This window comes from Mesorhizobium sp. P2_E7 (assembly GCF_056403855.1).
The window spans coordinates 97,458-119,671 of sequence record NZ_JBFUER010000009.1; the positions used below are offsets into that span (position 1 = coordinate 97,458).

The 22,214-nt window shown below is 63.2% G+C and carries 21 protein-coding genes; 5 read left to right on the top strand and 16 right to left on the bottom strand.

Annotated elements, in window-relative coordinates; translation table 11 throughout:
- Nucleotides 1–26 precede the first annotated feature (26 nt).
- From AC1DYC_RS28950 to AC1DYC_RS29020, 15 genes are all read right to left on the bottom strand, one after another.
- The gene (locus AC1DYC_RS28950) at nt 27–2,396 is read right to left on the bottom strand and encodes a DUF1989 domain-containing protein (RefSeq protein WP_477411104.1); all 2,370 of its coding nucleotides are present in this window, start codon (nt 2,394–2,396) and stop codon (nt 27–29) included.
- 268 nt (nt 2,397–2,664) lie between these two features.
- Nucleotides 2,665–3,288, bottom strand: coding sequence for a sarcosine oxidase subunit gamma (locus AC1DYC_RS28955; protein ID WP_477411105.1), 624 nt, complete (start codon nt 3,286–3,288; stop codon nt 2,665–2,667).
- Nucleotides 3,281–6,262: a sarcosine oxidase subunit alpha gene (locus AC1DYC_RS28960; protein ID WP_477411106.1), complete on the bottom strand. Its 2,982-nt coding sequence runs from the start codon at nt 6,260–6,262 to the stop codon at nt 3,281–3,283. The genes AC1DYC_RS28955 and AC1DYC_RS28960 overlap by 8 nt, the downstream gene beginning before the upstream one ends.
- Entirely contained in the window at nt 6,262–6,537 is a 276-nt protein-coding gene (locus AC1DYC_RS28965) for a sarcosine oxidase subunit delta family protein (protein WP_477411107.1), read from the bottom strand. The genes AC1DYC_RS28960 and AC1DYC_RS28965 overlap by 1 nt, the downstream gene beginning before the upstream one ends.
- A 16-nt stretch (nt 6,538–6,553) precedes the next feature.
- Nucleotides 6,554–7,807: a sarcosine oxidase subunit beta family protein gene (locus tag AC1DYC_RS28970; protein WP_477411108.1), complete on the bottom strand. Its 1,254-nt coding sequence runs from the start codon at nt 7,805–7,807 to the stop codon at nt 6,554–6,556.
- Nucleotides 7,808–7,844: 37 nt separating this feature from the next.
- Nucleotides 7,845–9,152, bottom strand: coding sequence for a type III glutamate--ammonia ligase (gene glnT, locus AC1DYC_RS28975; RefSeq protein ID WP_477411109.1), 1,308 nt, complete (start codon nt 9,150–9,152; stop codon nt 7,845–7,847).
- Nucleotides 9,153–9,186: 34 nt separating this feature from the next.
- Complete coding sequence (locus AC1DYC_RS28980; RefSeq protein ID WP_181058446.1) at nt 9,187–10,515, bottom strand: FMN-binding glutamate synthase family protein; 1,329 nt, start codon at nt 10,513–10,515, stop codon at nt 9,187–9,189.
- A gap of 6 nt (nt 10,516–10,521) precedes the next feature.
- On the bottom strand, nt 10,522–11,250 hold the full coding sequence (locus tag AC1DYC_RS28985; protein WP_477411110.1) for a GltB/FmdC/FwdC-like GXGXG domain-containing protein: 729 nt from the start codon (nt 11,248–11,250) through the stop codon (nt 10,522–10,524).
- 4 nt (nt 11,251–11,254) lie between these two features.
- A complete protein-coding gene (locus tag AC1DYC_RS28990) occupies nt 11,255–12,151 on the bottom strand; it encodes a class II glutamine amidotransferase (RefSeq protein WP_477411111.1) in 897 nt (298 codons plus the stop codon).
- A gap of 85 nt (nt 12,152–12,236) precedes the next feature.
- Entirely contained in the window at nt 12,237–12,548 is a 312-nt protein-coding gene (locus tag AC1DYC_RS28995) for a hypothetical protein (protein ID WP_477411112.1), read from the bottom strand.
- Entirely contained in the window at nt 12,545–13,231 is a 687-nt protein-coding gene (locus AC1DYC_RS29000; protein ID WP_477411113.1) for a hypothetical protein, read from the bottom strand. Before AC1DYC_RS29000 ends, AC1DYC_RS28995 begins: the two co-directional genes overlap by 4 nt.
- A gap of 42 nt (nt 13,232–13,273) precedes the next feature.
- A complete protein-coding gene (locus AC1DYC_RS29005) occupies nt 13,274–14,677 on the bottom strand; it encodes an APC family permease (RefSeq protein WP_477411114.1) in 1,404 nt (467 codons plus the stop codon).
- 9 nt (nt 14,678–14,686) lie between these two features.
- Entirely contained in the window at nt 14,687–14,842 is a 156-nt protein-coding gene (locus AC1DYC_RS29010) for a hypothetical protein (protein ID WP_162712379.1), read from the bottom strand.
- Between the two features lie 29 nt (nt 14,843–14,871).
- Nucleotides 14,872–15,249, bottom strand: a complete 378-nt coding sequence (locus AC1DYC_RS29015) for a hypothetical protein (protein WP_477411115.1) — start codon at nt 15,247–15,249, stop codon at nt 14,872–14,874.
- Between the two features lie 27 nt (nt 15,250–15,276).
- Nucleotides 15,277–15,564 carry a hypothetical protein gene (locus AC1DYC_RS29020; protein WP_477411116.1) on the bottom strand — a complete coding sequence of 96 codons (288 nt, stop codon included), beginning with the start codon at nt 15,562–15,564 and terminating at the stop codon, nt 15,277–15,279.
- 286 nt (nt 15,565–15,850) lie between these two features.
- Between AC1DYC_RS29020 and AC1DYC_RS29025 the strand changes: the two genes are divergently transcribed.
- The 4 genes from AC1DYC_RS29025 to AC1DYC_RS29040 are packed head-to-tail and all read left to right on the top strand — an operon-like array spanning nt 15,851 to nt 19,633.
- A complete protein-coding gene (locus tag AC1DYC_RS29025) occupies nt 15,851–16,984 on the top strand; it encodes an aminomethyl transferase family protein (protein WP_027041338.1) in 1,134 nt (377 codons plus the stop codon).
- A 40-nt stretch (nt 16,985–17,024) separates the two neighbouring features.
- On the top strand, nt 17,025–17,621 hold the full coding sequence (locus AC1DYC_RS29030) for a dimethylamine monooxygenase subunit DmmA family protein (protein WP_477411117.1): 597 nt from the start codon (nt 17,025–17,027) through the stop codon (nt 17,619–17,621).
- A complete protein-coding gene (locus AC1DYC_RS29035; protein WP_477411118.1) occupies nt 17,618–18,583 on the top strand; it encodes a PDR/VanB family oxidoreductase in 966 nt (321 codons plus the stop codon). Before AC1DYC_RS29030 ends, AC1DYC_RS29035 begins: the two co-directional genes overlap by 4 nt.
- A gap of 9 nt (nt 18,584–18,592) precedes the next feature.
- On the top strand, nt 18,593–19,633 hold the full coding sequence (locus AC1DYC_RS29040; RefSeq protein ID WP_477411119.1) for a heme-dependent oxidative N-demethylase family protein: 1,041 nt from the start codon (nt 18,593–18,595) through the stop codon (nt 19,631–19,633).
- A gap of 187 nt (nt 19,634–19,820) precedes the next feature.
- Here AC1DYC_RS29040 and AC1DYC_RS29045 read toward each other — a convergent pair whose 3' ends face one another.
- The gene (locus AC1DYC_RS29045; protein ID WP_477411120.1) at nt 19,821–20,537 is read right to left on the bottom strand and encodes a helix-turn-helix domain-containing protein; all 717 of its coding nucleotides are present in this window, start codon (nt 20,535–20,537) and stop codon (nt 19,821–19,823) included.
- A gap of 312 nt (nt 20,538–20,849) precedes the next feature.
- Between AC1DYC_RS29045 and AC1DYC_RS29050 the strand changes: the two genes are divergently transcribed.
- Nucleotides 20,850–22,208 (top strand): NAD(P)-binding domain-containing protein, encoded by a 1,359-nt coding sequence (locus tag AC1DYC_RS29050; RefSeq protein ID WP_477411121.1) that lies wholly within the window; start codon nt 20,850–20,852, stop codon nt 22,206–22,208.
- Nucleotides 22,209–22,214 lie beyond the last annotated feature (6 nt).

Genomic DNA, 22,214 nt, shown 5'->3' on the forward strand with positions numbered 1-22,214 from the left:
GTTTCGTGCGCGCTTGAAGGCGGCTATCAGGAACGCGGTTTGGTCTTTTGCGGATCGTAGTGGGCGAAGGCCACCACCCGCGCCGGCAGCCGCTTGGCATGGCCGTCGAGCTTGCCGATCTCGACCTCCGTACCGATGGCCGCATGGGTGACGTCGAGTCTCGCCAGCGCGATGTTCTTGTTCAGCACCGGCGAGCGCATGCCTGAAGTGACGACGCCGATCTGGGCGCGGCCGACATGGACGCAGTCGCCATGGCCGACGGCGACATTGCTGTCGATGTCGAGGCCGACGAGCTTGTGCTGCGGGTGCTCCTTGCGCCGGATCAGCGCCTCGCGGCCGATGAAATCGTCGGTCTTGGTCTTCAGCGGCACGGTGAAGCCTATGCCCGCCTCGAACGGATCGGTCTGATCGGAGAACTCGTAGCCGGCGAAGATCAACCCGGCCTCGATGCGCACCATGTCGAGCGCCTGCAGGCCCATCGGCTTCAGCCCGTGCGGCTGGCCGGCCTCCCAGATCGCGTCGAACACCTTTTCGGCATCGCGCGGATGGCACCAGACTTCATAGCCGAGTTCGCCGGTATAGCCGGTCCGTGATACCACGACCGGAATACCATTGCCGCCGCCGATGCGGGCAACTGCGAAACGGAACCATTCGAGCTCGTCGATCGAGGGCTGCACAGGCGAGGTCCAGATCACTTCCCGCAAGATGTCGCGGCTTTTCGGTCCTTGCACGGCGACATTGTGCATCTGGTCGGTGGAGGAGCGCACCAGCACGTTGAGGCCGAGTTTCTTGGCCGTCTCGCGCAGCCATTCGCCGGACAGGTCGTCGCCGCCGACCCAGCGGAAATTATCCTTGCCGAGGCGCAGCAGCGTGCCGTCGTCGATCATGCCGCCATGCTCGTAGCACATGGCGGAATAGACGACCTGGCCGACGCCGAGCTTCTTGACGTCACGGGTCAGCGTGTATTGCAGCAGCGCTTCGGAATCCGGACCGGTGACCTCGAACTTGCGCAGCGGCGACAGGTCCATGACCACCGCATCCTGCCGGCAGGCCCAGTATTCGGCGATCGGGCCCTCCTTGGCGAAGGCGTTGGCCAGCCAATAGCCCCTGTACTCCACGAAGTTGCGGGTGTGCTTGGCGAAGGATGAATGGAAGGCGGTCTCGCGGGTCATTTTCGGTTCCGAATCGGGCGTCATGCGTCTGGCGATCGCTCGCGAGAATTTGTGCTGGCCGGAATAGGTCCGCACATGGATGTCGGTGAGGTCCCAGCCATTGGCGGGCGTCGTGTCGTCGGGGCAAGCGGAGGAGACACAGACGATGTCGGTCAGCGCTCTGAGCAGCACATAGTCGCCGGCCCGCGACCACGGCTCGTCCGACACCATGACGCCATGCGCGTCGATCGCTGTGTTGAAGAAGAAGTTGATCGCCATCCAGCCCGCGCGCGGCGTCACGTCCTTGTCGGCCAGCGCGCGGTTGAAGTTCTCCGAGCAGTTGGTGTGCCCGGGATAGCCGATATCGTCGTAATACTTGGCCGCACACGCCAGCGCGAAAGCGTCGTGCCGGCCGCATGTGTCCTGCACCACCTCGACCAGCGGCTCCATATCCTGGTCGTAGTATTTCGAATGCAGGCCGGGCATCGGATAGCTCGACCCCATCAGCGTGCGCGTCGTCGTCACGTCGAGCGGATGATCGAGTCCCTTGTCCAGCTTACGCGCCGAAAAGCACTGGAAGTCGGTGCACTGACGGCCGTCGACATCGATGATCTGCAGATAGTCGCCGGCCTTGACGAAGTAGGATTCGGCGGTTGCCGAATGGACACGCAGGTCGAGCACCGGATCGGCCAGAGGGTCGGCGAGCTGCGACTTCGATTTCAGCCGGATGGTGTTGCGCCGCAGGAGGACCGTGAGCGGCGTCGCGGTGTCATGGCCATCAACCAGCATCGGCCCGCCAGGCGCTGCAATCAGCATCGCGCCATCACGTGCGATGGTGAATGCCTGCTCGGTGCCGGCGGGCGTCGCGCCACCAAACACGCGCATCGCCTTGGGCTGGTCGAGCTGCACCTGCCGGCGCTCGAGCCCGCGGCGCACGGAAGCGAGACTGTCATCCCCCTCGGCCAACAGCGCCTTGATGCCGGCAGCATTGCTGTTGGATTTCTCGCCGAGGATGCCGGGGTCGGTCGCGCCCGATTTCTCCCAGGCCAGCAGCTCGCAAGCCTGCCCGCCTTCGACATTGCGCACGCTGACCGTATCGCCGGCCTCGACCTCGATCAGCACCGCGCCATTGCCTGGGATGGTATAGCGCTCCAAGCCCGGCGGCAGCGCGATCTGGCCGGGCCTCAGGATCTGGGTGGGGCGCGGCGGGCCGGCTGTTACGGAAGGGTAGGGCGACTGGCTCATCTCAACTCGGGTTTCGAGAAACAAGTTTGCCTGTGTGTGAAATTATTTTAGCAGCAAGAATAGCAGGGGGATCGCGTTTGGCAAGGCGAAGGTGACGTAAGCTCCCCCTTCTCCCCCTGTGGGAGAAGGTGTCGCCGAAGGCGACGGATGAGGGGTGTTCCAGCGGAGTGAGACGTTGGCGTTCCCTGGAACACCCCTCATCCGTCTCGGCGCTGCGCGCCAATCCACCTTCTCCCACAAGGGGAGAAGGAAGAAGTGCGCACAAGCGCTATGCCAAGTCCTCGGAATGCCCGATCGCCACGCCGTACTCTGCAGCCGAATCCAGCATCGTGTGCCACAGGCTCTCGGCAAAGGTCGCAAACACCAGAACGTTGAACACCGCCTGTCCGTCACGGTCCTTCCCGCGCCAGAGCGTGACGCTGGTGTGGTCCATCGAGGTCGCAGCCGCCACGCCAACCGGAAATGCATCGGGATGCAGATCGATCGACGAGAGCTTGGCCAGCATCGTCCGCGCCTTGGCGCCGGAGATGCTGATCAGCACCCGCGCATGCGATTGGTCGGAGAGCGACGCCGATTGCACGAAGGCTGGGGCAAGCGCCCCAATCCCATGCTTGTCGCCCTTGGACAGAACAAAGAACTGGTCCGGTCCCGACCAGATCAGCGTCGCATCCGCCGTGCCGACCGCCTTCGGTGTTTGCGGAGCCGCAACGCCGAAGTGAGCCTTCGCAGCCTTGCCCATCTCGGCCGCCTTGCCGCGCCGCGCCATCACCTGGACGAGGTCGAAATTGCGGATCTCGGTCAGCGACACGCCAGCATCGCCTTGCGCACCGTAAGCGCCAGCAGCGAGCGCCCGCTCGATTGGACTGCGAATATCCCAGGAAAACTCAGCCACGCTGGCGCCCTCCATCCGGGTCGTAGAAGACGGGATTGCAGAGTTCGACATCATAGTCCTCGCCGCGCAGCGGGTCGTGCGCGTGGACGATTTCGCCGATGCGCTCGCGGCCGCGTTCGACCAGGCCGAGCCCGATCCACTGGTCGAGCGTTGGCGAGAAGCAGACCGAGGTGACATAGCCCTGATCGTTGTCCGGCCCCGGTGTCTGTCCCTTCGGAATGATGTGCGCACCAGAGCGCAGGCGCCGCGCTTTGTCGACCGGCTTGATGCCGACGACGACCTGCCGGTCCGGCGCCACCAGCGCCTCGCGGCCGGCCATGACGCAGCCAATGAAATCCTTCTTGGTCGACATCATCTTGCCGAGGCCAAGATCGGCGGCGGTCGTGGTGCCGCTGAGTTCCGGTCCGGCGACATGGCCCTTTTCGACACGCATGACGCCGAGCGCCTCGGTGCCGTAAGGCGTCACGCCGAATTGCTTGCCGGCAATCATCAGATTGCGCGCCATCGCCTCGCCATGGCGCGCCGGCACCGAAATCTCGAACGCCATCTCGCCGGAGAAGGAGATGCGGAACAGCCGCGCCTTGATGCCGCCGCGCAGCGCCACTTCGCGCGCGCCCATGAAGGGGAAACCTTCATTGGACAGGTCTTCGTCCGGGTCGACGATTTCCTTCAAGAGATCGCGTGTCTTCGGGCCAGCGATGGAGAATTGCGCCCACTGGTCGGAGACCGAGGTCAGCTGCACGTCGAGTTCGGGAAACAGCACCTGCCGGCAGAATTCGAGATGCTGCATCACCAGCCCGGCCTTGGCGGTGGTGGTGGTGAGGAAGTAATGGTCTTCGGCCAGCCGCGATGTCGTGCCGTCATCATAGACCAGACCATCCTCGCGCAACATCAAGCCATAGCGCGCCTTGCCGACGGCGAGGGTGGAGAAGGTGTTGATGTAGACGCGGTCGAGGAAGGCGCCGGCATCGGGGCCGTGCACGTCGATCTTGCCCAGCGTCGAGACATCGCAGAAGCCGACGCCGGAGCGCACCGCCTTGACCTCGCGGGTCACCGATTCCAGCCAGTCCTTCTCGCCCGCGCGCGGATACCATTGCGCGCGCTTCCACAGGCCCGTGTCGACAAAGATCGCGCCCTGTTCGGCGGCCCAGTGATGCGACGGCGTCAGCCGCGTCGCATGGAACGTCTCGTCGCGATGATGGCCGGCAAAGGCGCCGATGGCGATGGGCACATAAGGCGGTCGATAGATCGTCGTGCCGGTCTCAGGGATGGATTTGCCTGACACCGCCGCCATGATGGCGAGGCCGGCGACGTTGGACGTCTTGCCCTGGTCGGTTGCCATGCCGAGCGTCGTATAACGCTTCAGGTGCTCGACCGATTCAAAGCCTTCGCGCTGCGCCAGCTCGATGTCTGAGGCAGTGACATCGTGCTGCTGGTCGACAAAGGCTTTTCCCTTGCCCGCGACATGCCAGAGCGGGGTCAGCGAGAACGCCTCATCGTCGGCGACGGGAGCGACGCCCGCCGTGCCATTGTGTCCAGCGTCACGCGCCGCTGCCGCGCCTGCGGCAAACCCCTGGCTGAGGCAGGCGCCAAGACCGAAATCACCGTTGGCCGCACCGGCCGCGACCATGCCGGGGGGCGCGCCATCCGGCACGAAGGCGGCGATGTCGTCGCGCCATTTCGGGCGGCCGCGATGGTAGGAGGTGAGGCCAACGGCTGGGTTCCAGCCGCCGGAGGTGGCGAGCCCATCGGCCTCGACCTCGGCGCGGGCGCCGCCGGTCAGCGACACCGAGATCTTGCGCACGCCATCCTTGCCGCCATCGACGCCGCTGACCGAGCCATGCAGCACGGTGAAGCCGTTCTTGGAGGCGAGAGAACGATGGGCCGGCGATACATCCGGCCGTGCATCGATCACCGCCGCTACCTGCAGTCCGGCGCCGAGCGCGGTCTCGACCGTGCGCCAGCCATCCTCATTGTTGGTGAACAGCGCGACGCGCTTTGCCGGCGCCGCAGCATAGCGCGTGACATAGGTCCGCATGGCGGACGCCATCATCACGCCGGGCGTGTCGTTGCCGGCAAACACGATCGGCCGTTCGATCGCACCGGCGGCGACGACGCAGCGCTTGGCCACGATGCGCCACAGCCGCTGGCGCACCTGATGCTCGGGCGGCGTCGGCAGATGGTCGTTGACCCGCTCGATCGCGCCATAGGTGCCGCCGTCATAGACGCCGAACAGCGTCGTGCGGGTCATGATGCGGACATCGGGCATCGAGTTGAGTTCGGCCAGCGTGCGCGCCAGCCATTCCGCCGCCGGCAGCCCGTCGATCGTGCCGCCATCCGACAGCAGGCGGCCGCCGGGGACAAAATCCTCTTCGCACAGGATGACGCGGGCGCCGCTGCGGCCAGCGGCCAATGCTGCCGCGAGACCCGCCGGGCCGGAGCCGGCGATCACCACATCGCAATGCGCCCATGCCTTGTCGTAATGATCGGGATCGGGAAGCTGAGCCGCGCGGCCGAGGCCGGCGGCACGGCGGATCGCCGGCTCGTAGATCATCTCCCAGAATTTCGCCGGCCACATGAAGGTCTTGTAGTAGAAGCCGGCAACGAGGATCGGCGCGAACAGCTGATTGACCGACATCACATCGTGCCGCAGCGACGGCCAGCGGTTCTGGCTGGCGGCTTCGAGCCCTTCATAGAGCTCGGCCGTCGTCGCCTTGGTGTTCGCCTCGCGCCGTGCGCCGGTACGCAGCTCGACCAGCGCGTTGGGTTCTTCCGAGCCGGCGGTCAGGATGCCGCGCGGACGATGATACTTGAACGAGCGGCCGACCAGCTTGACGCCATTGGCGACAAGCGCCGAGGCCAGCGTGTCGCCCTGGAAACCTTGGAAGGTCTTGCCGTCGAAGCGGAAGTTGAGCGGCGTGGTGTGGTCGATCAGACCGCCATTGTCCAGCCGGTTTATCTGTGCGCTGGCCATCACGCACCAACCTTTGCGGCACCGGCGCCGGCCGCCGGTTCCACCGCCGAAATTTCATGCGTCAGCGTGTTGCGGGTGACCTTCAGCCAGGCCCGGCAGCCGCCGCCGTGATACCAGTTCTCAGCCATCACGCCGGCGACATTGTCGCGCAGATAGACATAATCGTAGACGGCGTCTTCGCCGGCATCCGCCGCCGGCCGCGCGGGCTTGGCGTCGCCGAGATAGGTGAACTCGCCGAGTTCGCGTTCGCCGCAGAAAGGACAGACAATACGCATGGTTTTCCGACTGTCCTCAGTGCAGGTTCGGTTGGGCGCCCTGGCCCTTTTCGTCGATCATGGCGCCGCGCTGGAAGCGGTCGAGGCGAAACAGCGCCGCCTCTTTGTGCGACTCGTCGCGCGCCAGCAGATGGGCAAAGACGAAGCCGGAACCGGGCGTCGCCTTGAAGCCGCCATAGCACCAGCCGGCATTGAGGTAGAGGCCGTCGACCGGCGTCTTGTCGATGATCGGCGAGCCGTCCATCGACATGTCCATAATGCCGCCCCACTGGCGCAGAAGCCGCACGCGGCCGATCATCGGGATCAGCGCCATGCCGCCTTCGCAGACATCTTCCATGACAGGCATGTTGCCGCGCTGGGCGTAGGAGTTGTAGCCGTCAATGTCGCCGCCGAAGACCAGCCCGCCTTTGTCCGACTGGCTGACATAGAAATGCCCGGCACCGAAGGTCATGACCCCGGGAATGAGCGGCTTGATCGCTTCCGAGACGAAGGCCTGCAGCACATGGCTTTCGATCGGCAGGCGCAGGCCTGCCATCGCGGCGACGCGCGAAGATGAACCGGCGACCGCCATGCCGACCTTGCCTGCGCCGATCTTGCCACGCGAGGTCTCGACGCCGGTCACCTTGCCATTGCCGTCTCTGACAAAGCCGGTGACCTCGCAGTTCTGGATGATGTCGACGCCGAGTTCGCTCGCCGCATGGGCATAACCCCAGACCACCGCGTCGTGGCGCGCCGTGCCGCCGCGCCGCTGCAGAAGGCCACCCTGCACGGGGAAACGCGCATGGTCGAAATTCAGGAACGGCAGCATCTTCTTCAACGCCTCCTGATCGAGCAGTTCGGCATCGATGCCGTTGATGCGCATGGTGTTGCCGCGCCGCGCATAGGCGTCGCGCTGGGCATCGGAGTGATAGAGGTTGAGAACACCGCGCTGGCTGACCATTGAATTGTAGTTGAGATCCTGCTCCATCCGCTCCCACAGCTTCATCGATAGCTCATAGAAGCCGGTATTGCCGGGCAGACCGTAATTGGAGCGGATGATGGTGGTGTTGCGGCCGGCATTGCCGGAACCGATCCAGCCCTTTTCCAGCACGGCGACGTTTTTGATGCCGAACTCGCTGGCGAGGAACCAGGCAGTGGCGAGGCCATGGCCGCCGCCGCCGATGATCACCACATCGTAGTGGTCTTTCGGGCTGGCATCGCGCCAGGTGCGCTGCCAGTTCTTGTGGCCGGAAAGGGCAGCGCGGGCGAGCGAGAAGATCGAATATTTCATACGTTCATTCCGAGGTCGCTCGCACCGCTGCGCCGGGTTAGATGTCCAGCGTGTGGTCGCGCTCCCATTGCGTGAAGTGCGAAGCATAGGAATTCCATTCCTGGTGCTTCAGCTTTAGGTAAGCCGACGAGAATTCCTCACCCAGCGCCGCCTTCAGCGATTTGTCCTTGTCGAACTCACGCAGCGCATCGAGCAGGTTGAGCGGCAGCTTCGGCGCACCTTTCACCGTGTGGCCATGCTGGTACATGTCGATGTCATAGCGCTTGCCGGGATCGGCCTTCGAGCGGATGCCGTCGAGACCGGCGGCAATGATGACCGCCTGCAGCAGATAGGGGTTGGCGGCGCCGTCGGGCAGGCGCAGTTCGAAGCGGCCGGGACCGGGCACGCGCACCATGTGGGTGCGGTTGTTGCCGGTCCATGTCACCGTGTTGGGCGCCCAGGTGGCGCCGGAAATGGTGCGCGGCGCGTTGATGCGCTTGTAGGAGTTGACCGTCGGATTGGTGATCGCGGCAAGAGCGGAAGCATGCTTCATGATGCCGCCGAGGAAGTTCTTGCCTTTGGCTGACAGGCCGAGTTCCATCGCATTGTCGGCAAAGACGTTGGTCTTGCCGGCCTTGTCCCACACCGAGATATGGGCGTGGCAGCCATTGCCGGTCAGGCCCTGGAAGGGCTTTGGCATGAAGGTGGCGCGTAGCCCATGCTTCTCGGCCACCGACTTGACCATGAACTTGAAGAAGGAGTGCTTGTCGGCGGTGGCCAGCACATCGTCGAAGGCCCAGTTCATCTCGAACTGGCCGTTGGCGTCCTCATGGTCGTTCTGGTAGGGGCTCCAGCCCAGAGCCAGCATATGGTCGCAGATCTCGGCGATGACATCGTAGCGGCGCATCACCGCCTGCTGGTCGTAGCAGGGTTTCGACGCCGTATCGTATTTGTCGGAAATGACGCTGCCGTCGGGCGAGATCAGGAAGAACTCGGCCTCGACGCCGGTCTTGACATGCATGCCGTCTGTTGCTGCCTCCGCGATCAGCCGCCGCAGCGTGTTGCGCGGCGCCTGCTCGACTTCCTTGTCGTCCATGATGCAGTTGGCTGCGACCCAGGCGACATCGGGCTTCCACGGCAGTTGGATCACCGACGTCGGATCCGGCACCGCCAGCATATCAGGATGCGCCGGCGTCAGGTCCAGCCAGGTGGCGAAACCGGCAAAGCCGGCGCCGTCCTTCTGCATGTCGGCGATCGCCTGTGCCGGCACCAGCTTGGCGCGCTGGCCACCGAACAGGTCGGTGTAGGAGATCATGAAATATTTGACGCCGTTTTCTTTGGCGAATGCGGCGAGATCGTTCCCCATTATAGTTCCTCGCTTATGTCTTTGGATGCTGTTTTTAGAAGCCGTTCTTCCCTGGTATCCAGTTGGTGCCGGCAAGCGGCACGCCGGCCATGGCGGCGGCTTCGATGGTGAGCGCGACGAGATCCTCGGGCTCGAGATTGTGCAGGCTGTTCTTGCCGCAGGCACGCGCAATCGTCTGCGCCTCCAGCGTCATCACCTTGAGATAGTTCGCGAGGCGCCGTCCGGCGGCGATCGGGTCGACCCGCTTCATCAGCTCGGGATCCTGGGTGGTGATGCCGGCGGGGTCGCGGCCCTCGTGCCAGTCGTCATAGGCGCCGGCGGTGGTGCCGAGCGCATTGTACTCCGCCTCCCAGCGCGGATCATTGTCGCCGAGCGCGACAAGAGCGGCCGTGCCGATCGACACCGCGTCGACGCCCAGCGCCAGCGCCTTGGCGACATCGGCGCCGTTGCGAATGCCGCCCGAAACGATCAGCTGCACCTTGCGATGCATGCCGAGATCCTGCAGCGCCTGCACCGCCGGCCTGATGCAGGCAAGCGTCGGCTGGCCGACATTTTCGATGAACACTTCCTGCGTCGCGGCCGTGCCACCCTGCATGCCGTCGACAACGACGACATCGGCGCCGGCCTTCACCGCAAGGGCTGTGTCGTAATAGGGGCGGGCGCCGCCGACCTTGACATAGATCGGCTTTTCCCAGTCGGTGATTTCGCGCAGTTCGAGGATCTTGATCTCGAGATCGTCCGGCCCGGTCCAGTCGGGATGGCGCGAGGCCGAGCGCTGGTCGATGCCTTTCGGCAGCGTGCGCATCTCGGCGACGCGGTCGGAAATCTTCTGGCCAAGCAGCATGCCGCCGCCGCCCGGCTTGGCGCCCTGGCCGACGACCACTTCGATCGCATCGGCGCGGCGCAAGTCCCTGGGGTTCATGCCGTAGCGCGACGGCAGGTACTGATAGACCAGCGTCTTGGAATGCCCGCGCTCTTCCTCGGTCATGCCGCCGTCGCCGGTGGTGGTCGATGTCCCGGAGAGCGTCGCGCCGCGTCCCAGGGCTTCCTTCGCCGGACCGGACAGCGATCCGAAACTCATGCCGGCCACCGTGATCGGAATTTTCAGCTCGATCGGCTTCTTGGCATGGCGCGAGCCGAGCACCACCGATGTGTCGCAGCGTTCGCGATAGCCTTCGAGCGGATAGCGCGAGATCGAGGCGCCGAGGAACAAAAGGTCATCGAAATGCGGCAGCTTGCGCTTGGCGCCGGCGCCCCTGATATCATAGATGCCGGTCGCCGCGGCGCGGCGGATTTCGGAGAGCGTGTAGTCGTCGAAGGTCGCGGATTTGCGCGGCGTCGTCGGCGGGTTCTTGTAGGTCATGATGCCTCAATACGCGTCGGCGTTGTCGATATTGAAATTGTAGAGCGTGCGCGCCGAGCCATAGCGCTTGAACTCCGACGGCTTGACGCCGGTCACGCCGGCGCGGTCGAGCAAGCCCTGCAAGAGTTCGATATGCTCGGGCCGCATCTCCTTGGCGATGCAGTCAGCGCCGAGGCTCTCGACCTTGCCGCGCACGAACAGCCGCGCCTCGTAGATGGAATCGCCCAGCGCATCGCCGGCATCGCCCAGCACCACCAGATTGCCCGACTGCGCCATGAAGGCCGACATGTGGCCGATATTGCCGTGCACGACGATGTCGATGCCTTTCATCGAAATGCCGCAGCGGGAGGATGCGTTGCCCTCGATGACCAGAAGTCCGCCCTTGCCGGTGGCGCCGGCATACTGGCTGGCGTCGCCCTTGATGACGATGGAGCCCGACATCATGTTCTCGCCGACGCCGGGGCCGGCCGAGCCGTGCACGGTGATCGCCGCGCCGTCATTCATGCCGGCGCAATAATAGCCGACGCTGCCGCGCACATCGATGCTGACCGGCTGGTCGACCCCGACCGCGACCGAATGGCTGCCCTTGGGGTGCAGCACCTCCCACGCCGTCTCGTTGGAGCCGGGCGTCAGATTGTGCAGCGCCTGATTGAGTTCTCGCAGCGACGACACATCGAGATCGAAAATCCGGGAGGCGTGGTCTTGCGCCGCCTTCGACAGTTTGGTTGCCGGCATGGGCTCAATGCTCCCAGAAATAGACGGTTGCGGGTTCCGGTTCCCAGACCCTCGCATTGTCTATGCCGGGCAGCTTGGTCAGCGCGCGATATTCCGAGCCGAAGGCGACATACTGGTCGGTCTCGGCCATGACCGCCGGCTTGCAGGCGATCGGATCGCGCACCACGCCAAAACCGTTCTTGGTGCCGACGACGAAGGTGAAGAAACCGTCGAGGTCGGACAGCGTGCCCTCCAGCGCCTCGCCGAGATTCTTGCCATGCGCCATCTGCGACGAGAGATAGGCGGCCGCGACTTCGGTATCGTTCTCGGTCTCGAAGGTCATGCCTTCGCGCTTGAGCTCGCGCCTGACATTGTTGTGGTTGGAGAGCGATCCATTGTGCACCAGGCACTGGTCGGCGCCGGTCGAGAAGGGGTGCGCTCCCATTGTGGTGACGGCCGATTCCGTGGCCATGCGGGTATGGCCGATGCCATGCGTGCCGGTCATCGAGCGCACGTCGAAGCGGTCGACGACAGCTTCCGGCAGGCCGACTTCCTTGTAGATCTCCACTGCTTCGCCGGCGCCCATGATGCGCACGTCCGGCCGGATCGACTGCAACGCTTCGCGCGCGGCGTCGACCTTGCCGGGCGCGGTCCTGAGCACGGCGTGCGTCGACTTCACCGCAATGCTCACCGGCGCGCCGATGGCCTTGGCGAGTTCGGCGTCGAGGCCACGGAAGTCGCGATCGGGCTTCGCCGACTGGATGGTGATCTTGGCCTCATTTTTGGAAGGCGCGCCATAGATGGCGATGCCGGCGCTGTCGGGGCCCCGATCGCTGAGCGAGATCAGCATTTGCGACAGCATCGAGCCGAGCTGCGGCTCAAGCGACTTGTCCTTCAGAAAAAGTCCGACGATTCCACACATGTCAGCCTCCCGGCGTTTACCTCTACGAGATGATGTACCGAATGCGCTGCCCGAATTCAATCGTATGAAAAAAATTTTCCTCTAGTTACGTATGCGGCTCAATGCCGCTTTGCGCAGTATCGGCGCCGGCACGGGCGCTGTGAACCCATTTGGCGGTTCGAATGCGGGCGAGTTTGTAGGCATCGAGAATCGACAGCGCATAGATCAGGAAGCCGCCGGCATGGCGGCCGACGAAACTGGCGTCGGCCGGCGCGATCTTGGCCGTCACCCAGGCGAGGATGACCATGAAGAACAGGAACTGCAGGCCGCGCACCGGCACGCCCAGAATGACATGGCCGCTTGCCGGCAGGACGACTGCCGCGCCAAGCACCAGATAGGGGTTTGTCGGGGCGCTCATGCCACCTGCCTTTCCTGTCTGTTGATGGCGTCGCGCAGCCCCGAGGCCGAGGCGAGCAGCCGTTCGACCAGCGCGGGTTCGAGCCTTGTGCCGAAGGCAGCCTGCCGGAACACGCCGTAGCGGGCGCGTTCGGCCTCGGCCAGCAGCCAGACGATGCGCACGCCGTTCGGTGTGATCAAAAGTTCCTTGGCGCGGCCTTCGGCAAAGATCTCCAGATGGCTGGCGATCAGGTTCTGCGGAAAGCGCGCCGCCCTTAGGTCAGTTCGCAGCACGGCTTCGGCCGGAAAACCCGGAGCCTTCGGCAGCGTATGCTGGAGGTGGTCGAAATTGGAGAAGGTGGTCGGCGAGCCCGGCCGCATCATCATATCGAAGGTCGCCGGCACCGCGACCGGTTCGGTGACCGTGACACTCAACCAGCGCGCCGGCAGCTTTCGCGTCGCCAGCGTGTCGACGATGGTGCGCACTTGTACGCGCCGTTCGTTCCACGAACCCACCCAGGTGACGACGCCAACCGTGCCATCGGAAATGTCGACGGCATCTGCAATGACGGTTCGAATGCTCGCCACCTCGGCGGCAAGAGCGGCCTTGGCCCTGTTGCGGCTGGCGCGCGCAAGCCAGGCGAGGTGCAGGACGAGAGCCAAGGCAATCGCCCCGGCCAGCAATGCTGTCGTCACCTCAGACACCTCGTCACGCAATGCCTGCCCAAACCGGCAGGCCCTCTCCTGTCAATAGCCCTGTGGCTTCGGCCACGGCATGGTGAACTGGTCGCCGCGGCGCACATAGCGGTAGCGGTAGAAATGGAACCACAGCGAGATCAGGAAATAGAAGATGGTCATCGCGATCAGCTGCGAGCCGAAGCCGAGGAAGATCGCGAAGAACGTCACCACGCAGAGGCAAAACAGCACGATCGCCGGCAGCGGATGGAAGGGATGCGTGTAGCCGCGGCGGATGGTTCCGAGCGGCCACTTCTTGCGGAACATCATGATGTTGATGCTCATGAAGGTGTATTGCAGCACGCCCGACAGGATCGAGAAGGTGATCGCCTGGTTGAGGTCGGCGATGAAGGCGAAGGCCAGCGCGATCGGCAGCAGGAACAGGATCGAGCGGTAGGGCGTGCGGTATTTCGGATGCACGGCCGAGAACCAGGTCGGCAGATAGCGGTCACGTCCGAGCGAGAACCAGGCGCGCGCGGCGTCGTTGATGCAGCCATTGGCGGAGGCAAGTGCTGCCAGCAGCGTGGCGATGAACAACAGGTTTTCGAGCAGCGCGCTGCCGGTCAGCTTGCCGGCGTCCCACAGCGGATAATAGGTGATGCCGAGATATTCCCACGGCATCATCGAGGCGCAGACATACCAGGTCATGGCGGCGGCGATCAGGAGCGTGATCATGCCGGCCATGGTGCCGTAGGGCAGGGAACGCGCCGGCGAGCGCACTTCCTCGGCTGCCTGCGTGGTGCCTTCGATGCCGAGATAATACCAGATGCCGAACTGGAAAGCGGCGATGACGCCGATCCACCCATAGGGCAGCGCATTGCCCGGCGTCACCAGCTCATTGAGCTTCAGCACAGCACCTTGCGTCCACGGGCTGACCGAGAAGAACAGGATGACGATCGAGACATAGGCGATCGCGGTGATGACGAAATTGACGTTGAGCGTCATCAAGACGCCGCGATAGTTCAGCCACGCCAGCACGACAATGGTGGCGGCGATGAAGGAATTGTGGGTGAGCCCCTCGACGCCGGCCTTGGCGACAATGGTGTCGCCGAGCAGGATGGCGTCCGAGACCTCCAGCATGGTGTAGGCAAAGACAAGGAACAGCGCGACGTTGAAGGCCATCAGCGGCCCGACAATATGCTTGGCCTGCGCATATTGGCCGCCAGCGGCGGCGACCGTCGATGTCACCTCGGAATCGATCATGGCGACCGAGGTGTAGAGCAGCCCGACCACCCAGCAGACGATCAGGGCGGCCAGCGCGCCGCCCTTGTCGGCCGAGAAATTCCAGCCGGTGAATTCGCCGACCAGCACGATGCCGACGCCGAGCGCCCAGACATGGGCAGGGCCGAGCACCCTGAGCAGCGAGACCCTGTCGCCATGGATTACCGTGCTTGTCGTTTCAGCCGCGACCGCCATTGTTTTCCCCTACACCCGGTGCTTTTCGGAAACGGCTTCAAGCTCGCCTTCGCGCGAGGAGGTCAGCACCTCCTCGGAGTAGGTCGTGTCGATCTTGAACCAGTCGTAGAGCATCCACAGCGCAAGCACGACCGAGATACCCCAGCATGCATAAGACAGAGCCATCCACATGGTGCTTCCCCAAATCTCTGGCGTTATTTGTCGTCGAATTTTTCGTTGATGACGTCGCGGTATTCGCGGTCGGAGGCGCGGAACAGGAAGACGAAATAGCCGATCAGCACCGCCGCCATGATGATCAGCGTCGGCCAGTCGATGATGTAGTGGAAGCGGTTCTGGATGATGTCGTGCGCGGTCTCCGGCGTGTAGCCGAGCTTTTCCCAGATCGACGCCATGGTCGGGTTCTGGCCAAGCGCTTCCCAGGTCTTGGCGTCGAGCGCGTCGATGGATTTTGCAGCACCCGCGAGGCCCATCTTGAGCGGCAGCCATAGCGCCACGAAAATGGCGACCACGACGACGACGATATCGAAAACCTGGCTGGCCTTGCCTTGCTCCGGCGGTGTGTAGCGCGACATGTCTTCTACCCCTCAGGACGTTCTATTTCAGGACTCACGGTTGCGGGCCGCGTCGGCGTTCTTGATGTCGAGACCGTAGATGAAGTCCTTGTCTTCCTTGTAGTGATTGACCATCGCCAGGATGGCGGCAGTGTTGAAGATCAGCACGGCGGCCGCCGCGATGGCGACGACGATCTTGATCCCGGTGTCCGGGATGTAGGGCCACGTCATGATGAGCACGAAGAGGATCGTCGCCCACAGGCAGATGATCAGGAGCGCGGATCCGCGCACGTCGGAACGGTACAGCGCTTCGATGCGCTGCTGCAGGTCTGACATCGGTTTTCCCCTTTATTCCAACGCCGGCTTCCGAACTGGCCGATCGTTGCCCTCTTTCAAGAGAGTGAAATTTTTTTCACAAATTCAGGCCGATTTGCGAAATTGTCAAGACGAATTTACGTTTGGTTAACCGGTCATTTGGCGTGGCAAATTTTGCCTGACAATGAAATTATTTGCTTACGGGTATTGCGGCGCCCGAACGTTTGCGATCAATATTCGCTCAAAGCACCCGCCGCGGCGCGAGGGGCAGGGAACACAATTGAATTTTCGAACGGAGGATTAGCGGATGACGGCATCCTGGAGATTTTCGACCCTGGCGGATCGCCATCGCGCGCTCGGCTCGAAGCTCGAAGACTGGAGCGGCATGGGCACCGCCTGGACCTACGACAAGGACGCCGACGAGGAATACACCGCCATCCGCACCAAGGCCGGGCTGATGGATGTGTCGGGCCTGAAGAAGGTCCACATCACCGGGCCGCACGCCTCGCACCTCATCGATCTCGCCACCACGCGCGACGTCGAAAAGATCTATCCCGGCAAGTCGGCCTATGCCTGCATGCTCAACGAGGCCGGGAAATTCACCGACGATTGCATCCTCTATCGCACCGGCCCGAACGCCTGGATGGTGGTGCACGGCTCCGGCACCGGGCATGAGGAACTGCAGCGCGCTTCCGTCGGCCGCGACGTCTCGCTGCGCTTCGACGACAATCTGCACGATCTGTCGCTGCAAGGGCCGACAGCGGTCGACTATCTCGCCAAGCATGTGCCGGGCATCCGCGATCTCAACTATTTCCATCACATGCAGACGCAGCTGTTCGGTTTCCCGGTGATGATCTCGCGCACCGGCTACACCGGCGAGCGCGGCTACGAAATCTTCTGCCGCGGCCAGGATGCGGGCACGATCTGGGACAGGATCCTCGACGAGGGCAAGAGCGCCGGCATCATCCCGTGCCGTTTCACCACGCTCGATATGCTGCGCGTCGAGAGCTATCTGCTGTTCTATCCCTACGACAATTCGCAGAAATACCCGTTCGAGAATGAAGGCCCTGGCGACACGCTGTGGGAACTCGGCCTCGACTTCACCGTCAGTCCCGGCAAGACCGGTTTCCGCGGCGCCGAGGAGCACTATCGGCTGAAAGGCAAGGAACGCTTCAAGATCTATGGCGTTCTGCTCGACGGCAAGGAGCCGGCCGACGAGGGCGCGCCGGTCTATCGCGACGGCAAAAAGGTCGGCGTGGTGACCTGCGCCATGTATTCTCCGCTGGTCAAGAAATCGATGGGCATCGCCCGGCTCGACGTCGACTGCGCAGTCAAGGACACCAAGCTCGAGATCCGCAACAAGAGCGGATCGATCAAGGCGACGGCGCAGCCGCTGCCGTTCGACGATCCGAAGAAAACCAAGCGCACCGCCAAGGGTTGAGGCACAGTTAGCAGCGAGGGATTTAGGGCACAAAGAGAGAATGGCAGCCAAGACGATCATCAGCCGGCCCATTTACGGAACCCTGTCTCCGCAGCCCGGCAAGCATCATCTTTTTCTGGCGGATGCGGAAGGCGCGCTGGCGATCGTTGATATGGCAAAGACGGCGCCGCCCGGTTTCTTCGACGGGGTGGAAATCGTCTTCATTCCTGGTCCCGACGGCAAACATGTCGCCGCCCTCGAAGCACTGAAGCCGGCGCAATTCCACGTCGCGCCGTCCTTCGCCAGCCTGCTGCCGAGGCTGAAGCAGACGCTGACCAACGCCCATATGGGCCTGCGCCTCTATCTCGCCGGCACCGAAGGGCTGATCGGCCAGGCCATGCAGGTGGCGCTCGAAGCCGGCATCGACCACACCTCCATGCAGACCGAGCATCGCGGCTCGCTGGCGCGGCGCATGCAGTGCGTGCATTGCAAAGGCATCACCGAAAATGTGACGACGCAGCCGGCGACCTGTGCGCATTGCGGCCTGCTGCTTTTGGTGCGCGACCATTATTCCAGGCGTCTCGCCGCCTTCCAGGGTGTGTGCATCAACGCCGAGGATCGCAGTGAAATTCCTCCCAAAGAGGAGGCCTTCCCATGAGCACCGGCACCACCAAGCTCGATGTCGTGGTAAGCGATGTCGTTCCGGTCAACGACCTCGTCACCCGCTTCCATTTCCGCCGCCGCGACGGCGAGTTGCTGCCGACCTTTTCCGGCGGCGCCCATGTCGTGGTCGAGATGCGCGACGGCGACCTCACAAGGCTCAATCCGTATTCGCTGATGGGCTCGCCGCTCGACACGCGCGAATACACCATCTCGGTGCGTCGCGACGATGTCGGCCGCGGCGGTTCGCTGTTCATGCACAGGTCGGTCAAGCCTGGTCTGGAGATGGTGGTCAGCTATCCCGTCAACCTGTTCTCGCTCGACCTCAGGGCAAAAAAGCATCTGATGCTGGCCGGCGGCATCGGCATCACGCCGTTCATGGCGCAGACGGCGCAGCTCGCCGGGTCCGGCGGCAATTTCGAACTGCACTACACCTGCCGCACGGCCTCGCTCGGCACCTATGCCGATGTCCTGCAGGAGCGCTATGGCCGCCGCATCCGGCTCTATCACGACGATCTCGACCAGCGCATCGAGCTCGACCGGCTGCTGACCTCGCAGCCGCTCGGCACGCATCTCTATGTCTGCGGCCCGGCCGGCATGATCAACTGGGTGCGAGCCCGCGCGGCAGAACTGGGCTGGCCGCCGGAGACCGTGCACTACGAGCATTTCGCGGCGCCCCAGCCCGGCCTGCCCTTCGACGTCACGCTTGCCGTCAGCGGCAAGACCATCCGCGTCGGCGAGCAGCAGAGCCTGCTTGAAGCGATCGAAGCCGCCGGTGTCGATCCGCCCTATCTCTGCCGCGGCGGCGTCTGCGGCCAGTGCGAGACCAACGTCATTTCCTATGACGGCAAGTTCATCCACAACGACCATTGGCTGAGCGAGGAAGATCACCGTTCCGGCTGCAAGATCATGCCATGCGTGTCGCGCTTCGAAGGCAAGTCACTGGTCCTGGAAAGATAGGAGGCGAGCTTGGGCATCACCTTTCGCAAGGAAACGTTCCGCGACGATTTCACTTTCAGGAACAGCCCGGAGCACATCCGGCGGTTTCCGTTCCCGTTCCACGAAGACAGCTACATGTATGCGGTCAACATCGAGCCGCATGTCTTGGGGCCCAAGGGCTCGGTGCTGGAAAATCTGATCGACGTCGACGAGCACTATGTCGCCGAGATGCAGGACCGCGCTTTGGTGCTGGCCGAGGATCCGCTGCGCTGTCAGTCGCTGCCGCACATGACGCTGGCCGGCTGGGATCTGCTCGAACTCCTGATGGAGCAGCAGGCGCTTGGTTATCCCGAGCATTTCACGCTGACGCGTGACGGCGACCGCTGGCGCTGGATCAACCGGCCGCTCGGCATCGACGACACCTTCACCTTCGGCGACACCTCGACGCTGCCTTACGGGCCGATGGAGTACATTACCCGGCAGAGCCAGGGCGACTTCTGCATCCTCGACCAGCGCGACGGCAATCTGTGGATGGATGCGGGCATGGTCACCACCCAGGCCGACTGGTCGCTCGATTTCGACATCGGCATGAATTTCTTCGAATGGCACGCGCCGGTGCCGCTGGCGCATGAGAAGGGGATTTTCGTGCGGGCGCTGAAGTTCCTCACCAACATCCAGCAGGGCAAGCCGGCACGGCGCCTGAACTGGACGATGACCATCAATCCGCGCCTCGACACCAGCCCGGAAAACTATCACAAATGGGGACCGGATCGCACCACGGTGACGCCGGAGAATGTCGGCGACAAGGTGCATCTGCGCGTCGAGCTGCAAAGCTTCTGGCGCCTGCCGCGCTCCAACGGCATCGTCTTCCCGATCCGCTGCTATCTGATCAAGATGGACGAACTGGTGACGCAGCCGAAATGGGCAAGGCGCCTGCATCGCGTGATCCGCGACCTGCCGGAGGAGCTCGCTACCTACAAGGGTCTGACACGCTACAGGCCGACGCTGGTCGAGTGGCTGTCGAAGCTGGATGATGGCAGCGCGACGAGCCCGGGGTTTGGGCCGGATTGATCAGGGCTTGGGTTCCTCGCCCCCGCAAAGCGGGGGAGAGGTGGCCGCGAAGCGGCCGGAGAGGGGGCAGCGCCGACGCGGAGGATTAGGCACGCAAGACACCGCGGTCCGCGCCATTCCCCCTCTCCGTCTCGGCTTCGCCGAGCCACCTCTCCCCCACTGTCGTGGGGGCGAGAAACCAAGTCTCTTAACCCGCGCTGTTCTGCGGATAACAAATAATCGACAAATACCGCATCGGCAGTTTCGTCAGCTGCTCCGGTCCATGTGGCGCGTCCGCGTCGAAGAACAGGCTGTCGCCCGGCTTCATCGGATAGAGGTTGCTGCCGTGCCGGTACACCACTTCGCCCTCCAGCATATAGAGGAACTCCATGCCCTCATGCTGGAAGGTCGGGAACACATCCGAGTCCTCGGTCAGCGTGATCAGATAAGGCTCGACGACGACGCCGCTGGTGTTGGAACCGATATGTCCCAAGAGATTGTACTGATGCCCGGCGCGCGTGCCGCGGCGCTCGACATCGAGACCTTCGCCCGCCTTGACGAAGACGGCGCTGCGTTCCTCTTCGAAACGGCGGAAGAAGGCGGTGACGGGAACGCCGAGTGCCCGCGACAGCGCCTGCAGCGTGGTCAGCGACGGCGAGGTGATGCCATTCTCGATCTTCGACAGCATGCCCAGCGAAATGTCGGTGGCGACGGCGAGATCGGCGACGGTGATGCCAAGTTTCTTGCGAAAGGCCCTGACTTCGCGGCCGATCGCCACTTCCAGCACCTTTTCGCGCGTGTCGCGAATGGCATGCGGATTCTGTGTCAGCGGCGTGCGGATGGTGCGCCCGTCAGCGGCCTTCGCCAGCGGCTTTGCCTTGGCCGGAGCTGCCCCGGGCTTGAGATCGGATGCTGTCTTCGCCATGTCGCCGCTCCCAAGAATCGCAGATTTATTTCACTCAAGGTGAACATATTCGCTGCCGATACAGAAACGCAACCGCCACAGCAAGCCCCTTAAGTCGAATGGTGTCGGGTCCGGATTTGCGCTGTCATCGGTTTTTGCTGAAAATCCGCCGGGAGGAAACGCGGTTTCGCCACAAGGCCTGTTGACAGTATCCAAGGGGCAATTAGTGTCACTGTGAGTGAAATTTGTTTCGTAAGAGCAATCCTGGGAAAAGCGTGAAACGGTTTTCCGCCAGGAATTGCGTCAAAGTGAAATGAGACCGGGAGGCCTGCCATGAACACTCGCGTTGCCGTCATTGGAGCCGGACCGTCCGGCCTGGCCCAGCTCAGGGCCTTCAAATCTGCCGAAGACAAGGGCGCTGCCATTCCTGAAATCGTCTGCTTCGAAAAGCAGTCCGACTGGGGCGGCCTGTGGAACTACACCTGGCGCACCGGCCTCGACGAACATGGCGATCCCGTCCACGGCTCGATGTACCGCTACCTCTGGTCGAACGGGCCGAAGGAATGCCTGGAATTCGCCGACTACACATTCGAAGAGCATTTCGGCCGTCCGATCGCCTCCTACCCACCGCGCGCCGTTTTGTGGGATTACATCAAGGGCCGTGTCGAGAAATCAGGCCTGCGCAAATGGGTGCGCTTCAACAGCCCGGTGCGTATGGTCACCTTCTCGGACGTGACGAAGAAATTCACCGTCACCGCGCATGACCGCAGCAACGACGTCACCTATTCCGAAGAGTTCGACAATGTTGTCGTCGCCTCCGGCCATTTCTCGGTTCCCAACGTTCCCTATTTCGAAGGCTTCTCGACCTTCAACGGCCGCATCCTGCACAGCCATGATTTCCGCGACGCGATGGAGTTCAAGGGCAAGGACATCCTGATCATCGGCCGCTCCTACTCGGCCGAGGACATCGGCTCGCAATGCTACAAATACGGCGCCAGATCGATCACCTCCAGCTACCGCTCCAAGCCGATGGGCTTCAAATGGCCGGAGAACTGGAAGGAAGTGCCGCTGCTGCAGAAGGTCGTCGGCAAGACCGCGCACTTCAAGGACGGCACCACCAAGGATGTCGACGCCATCATCCTGTGCACCGGCTATCTGCATTCCTTCCCCTTCCTCACCGACGATCTGAAACTCAAGACCGCCAACCGCATGTGGCCGCTCGACCTCTATGAAGGCGTCGTCTGGGAGAAGAACCCGAAACTGTCCTATATCGGCATGCAGGACCAGTTCTACACCTTCAACATGTTCGACGCGCAGGCCTGGTTTGCCCGCGACGTCATTATGGGCCGCATCAAGCTGCCGTCGCCGCAGGCGATGGCCGAGCATGGCGCCAAGTGGCGCGCGCGTGAGGAAACCCTCGAAGACGCCGAGCAGATGATCTGGTTCCAGGGCGACTACACCAAGGAGCTGATGGACCAGACCGACTATCCCGGCTTCGACGTCGAGGCGGTCAACCAGACGTTCATGGAGTGGGAGCACCACAAGGCGGAAGACATTATGAGCTTCCGCGACCACGCCTATCGCTCGCTGATGACCGGCACCATGGCGCCGCTGCACCACACGCCGTGGCTACAGGCGCTCGACGATTCGATGGAGAGCTATCTCGAAGTGAAAGGTGTGGCGGCGGAGTAGACGCGT

Excerpts from the sequence above, each read along its gene's own strand:
- AC1DYC_RS28970 (WP_477411108.1), bottom strand. The coding sequence starts at position 7,807 with ATGAAATATTCGATCTTCTCGCTCGCCCGCGCTGCCCTTTCCGGCCAC.
- AC1DYC_RS29005 (WP_477411114.1), bottom strand. The coding sequence starts at position 14,677 with ATGGCGGTCGCGGCTGAAACGACAAGCACGGTAATCCATGGCGACAGG.
- AC1DYC_RS29025 (WP_027041338.1), top strand. The coding sequence starts at position 15,851 with ATGACGGCATCCTGGAGATTTTCGACCCTGGCGGATCGCCATCGCGCG.
- AC1DYC_RS28985 (WP_477411110.1), bottom strand. The coding sequence starts at position 11,250 with ATGCCGGCAACCAAACTGTCGAAGGCGGCGCAAGACCACGCCTCCCGG.
- AC1DYC_RS28995 (WP_477411112.1), bottom strand. The coding sequence starts at position 12,548 with ATGAGCGCCCCGACAAACCCCTATCTGGTGCTTGGCGCGGCAGTCGTC.
- AC1DYC_RS29050 (WP_477411121.1), top strand. The coding sequence starts at position 20,850 with ATGAACACTCGCGTTGCCGTCATTGGAGCCGGACCGTCCGGCCTGGCC.
- AC1DYC_RS29035 (WP_477411118.1), top strand. The coding sequence starts at position 17,618 with ATGAGCACCGGCACCACCAAGCTCGATGTCGTGGTAAGCGATGTCGTT.
- AC1DYC_RS29045 (WP_477411120.1), bottom strand. The coding sequence starts at position 20,537 with ATGGCGAAGACAGCATCCGATCTCAAGCCCGGGGCAGCTCCGGCCAAG.
- AC1DYC_RS29010 (WP_162712379.1), bottom strand. The coding sequence starts at position 14,842 with ATGGCTCTGTCTTATGCATGCTGGGGTATCTCGGTCGTGCTTGCGCTG.
- AC1DYC_RS29020 (WP_477411116.1), bottom strand. The coding sequence starts at position 15,564 with ATGTCAGACCTGCAGCAGCGCATCGAAGCGCTGTACCGTTCCGACGTG.
- glnT (WP_477411109.1), bottom strand. The coding sequence starts at position 9,152 with ATGGGGAACGATCTCGCCGCATTCGCCAAAGAAAACGGCGTCAAATAT.
- AC1DYC_RS28965 (WP_477411107.1), bottom strand. The coding sequence starts at position 6,537 with ATGCGTATTGTCTGTCCTTTCTGCGGCGAACGCGAACTCGGCGAGTTC.
- AC1DYC_RS28960 (WP_477411106.1), bottom strand. The coding sequence starts at position 6,262 with ATGGCCAGCGCACAGATAAACCGGCTGGACAATGGCGGTCTGATCGAC.
- AC1DYC_RS29015 (WP_477411115.1), bottom strand. The coding sequence starts at position 15,249 with ATGTCGCGCTACACACCGCCGGAGCAAGGCAAGGCCAGCCAGGTTTTC.
- AC1DYC_RS28990 (WP_477411111.1), bottom strand. The coding sequence starts at position 12,151 with ATGTGTGGAATCGTCGGACTTTTTCTGAAGGACAAGTCGCTTGAGCCG.
- AC1DYC_RS28980 (WP_181058446.1), bottom strand. The coding sequence starts at position 10,515 with ATGACCTACAAGAACCCGCCGACGACGCCGCGCAAATCCGCGACCTTC.
- AC1DYC_RS28950 (WP_477411104.1), bottom strand. The coding sequence starts at position 2,396 with ATGAGCCAGTCGCCCTACCCTTCCGTAACAGCCGGCCCGCCGCGCCCC.
- AC1DYC_RS29030 (WP_477411117.1), top strand. The coding sequence starts at position 17,025 with ATGGCAGCCAAGACGATCATCAGCCGGCCCATTTACGGAACCCTGTCT.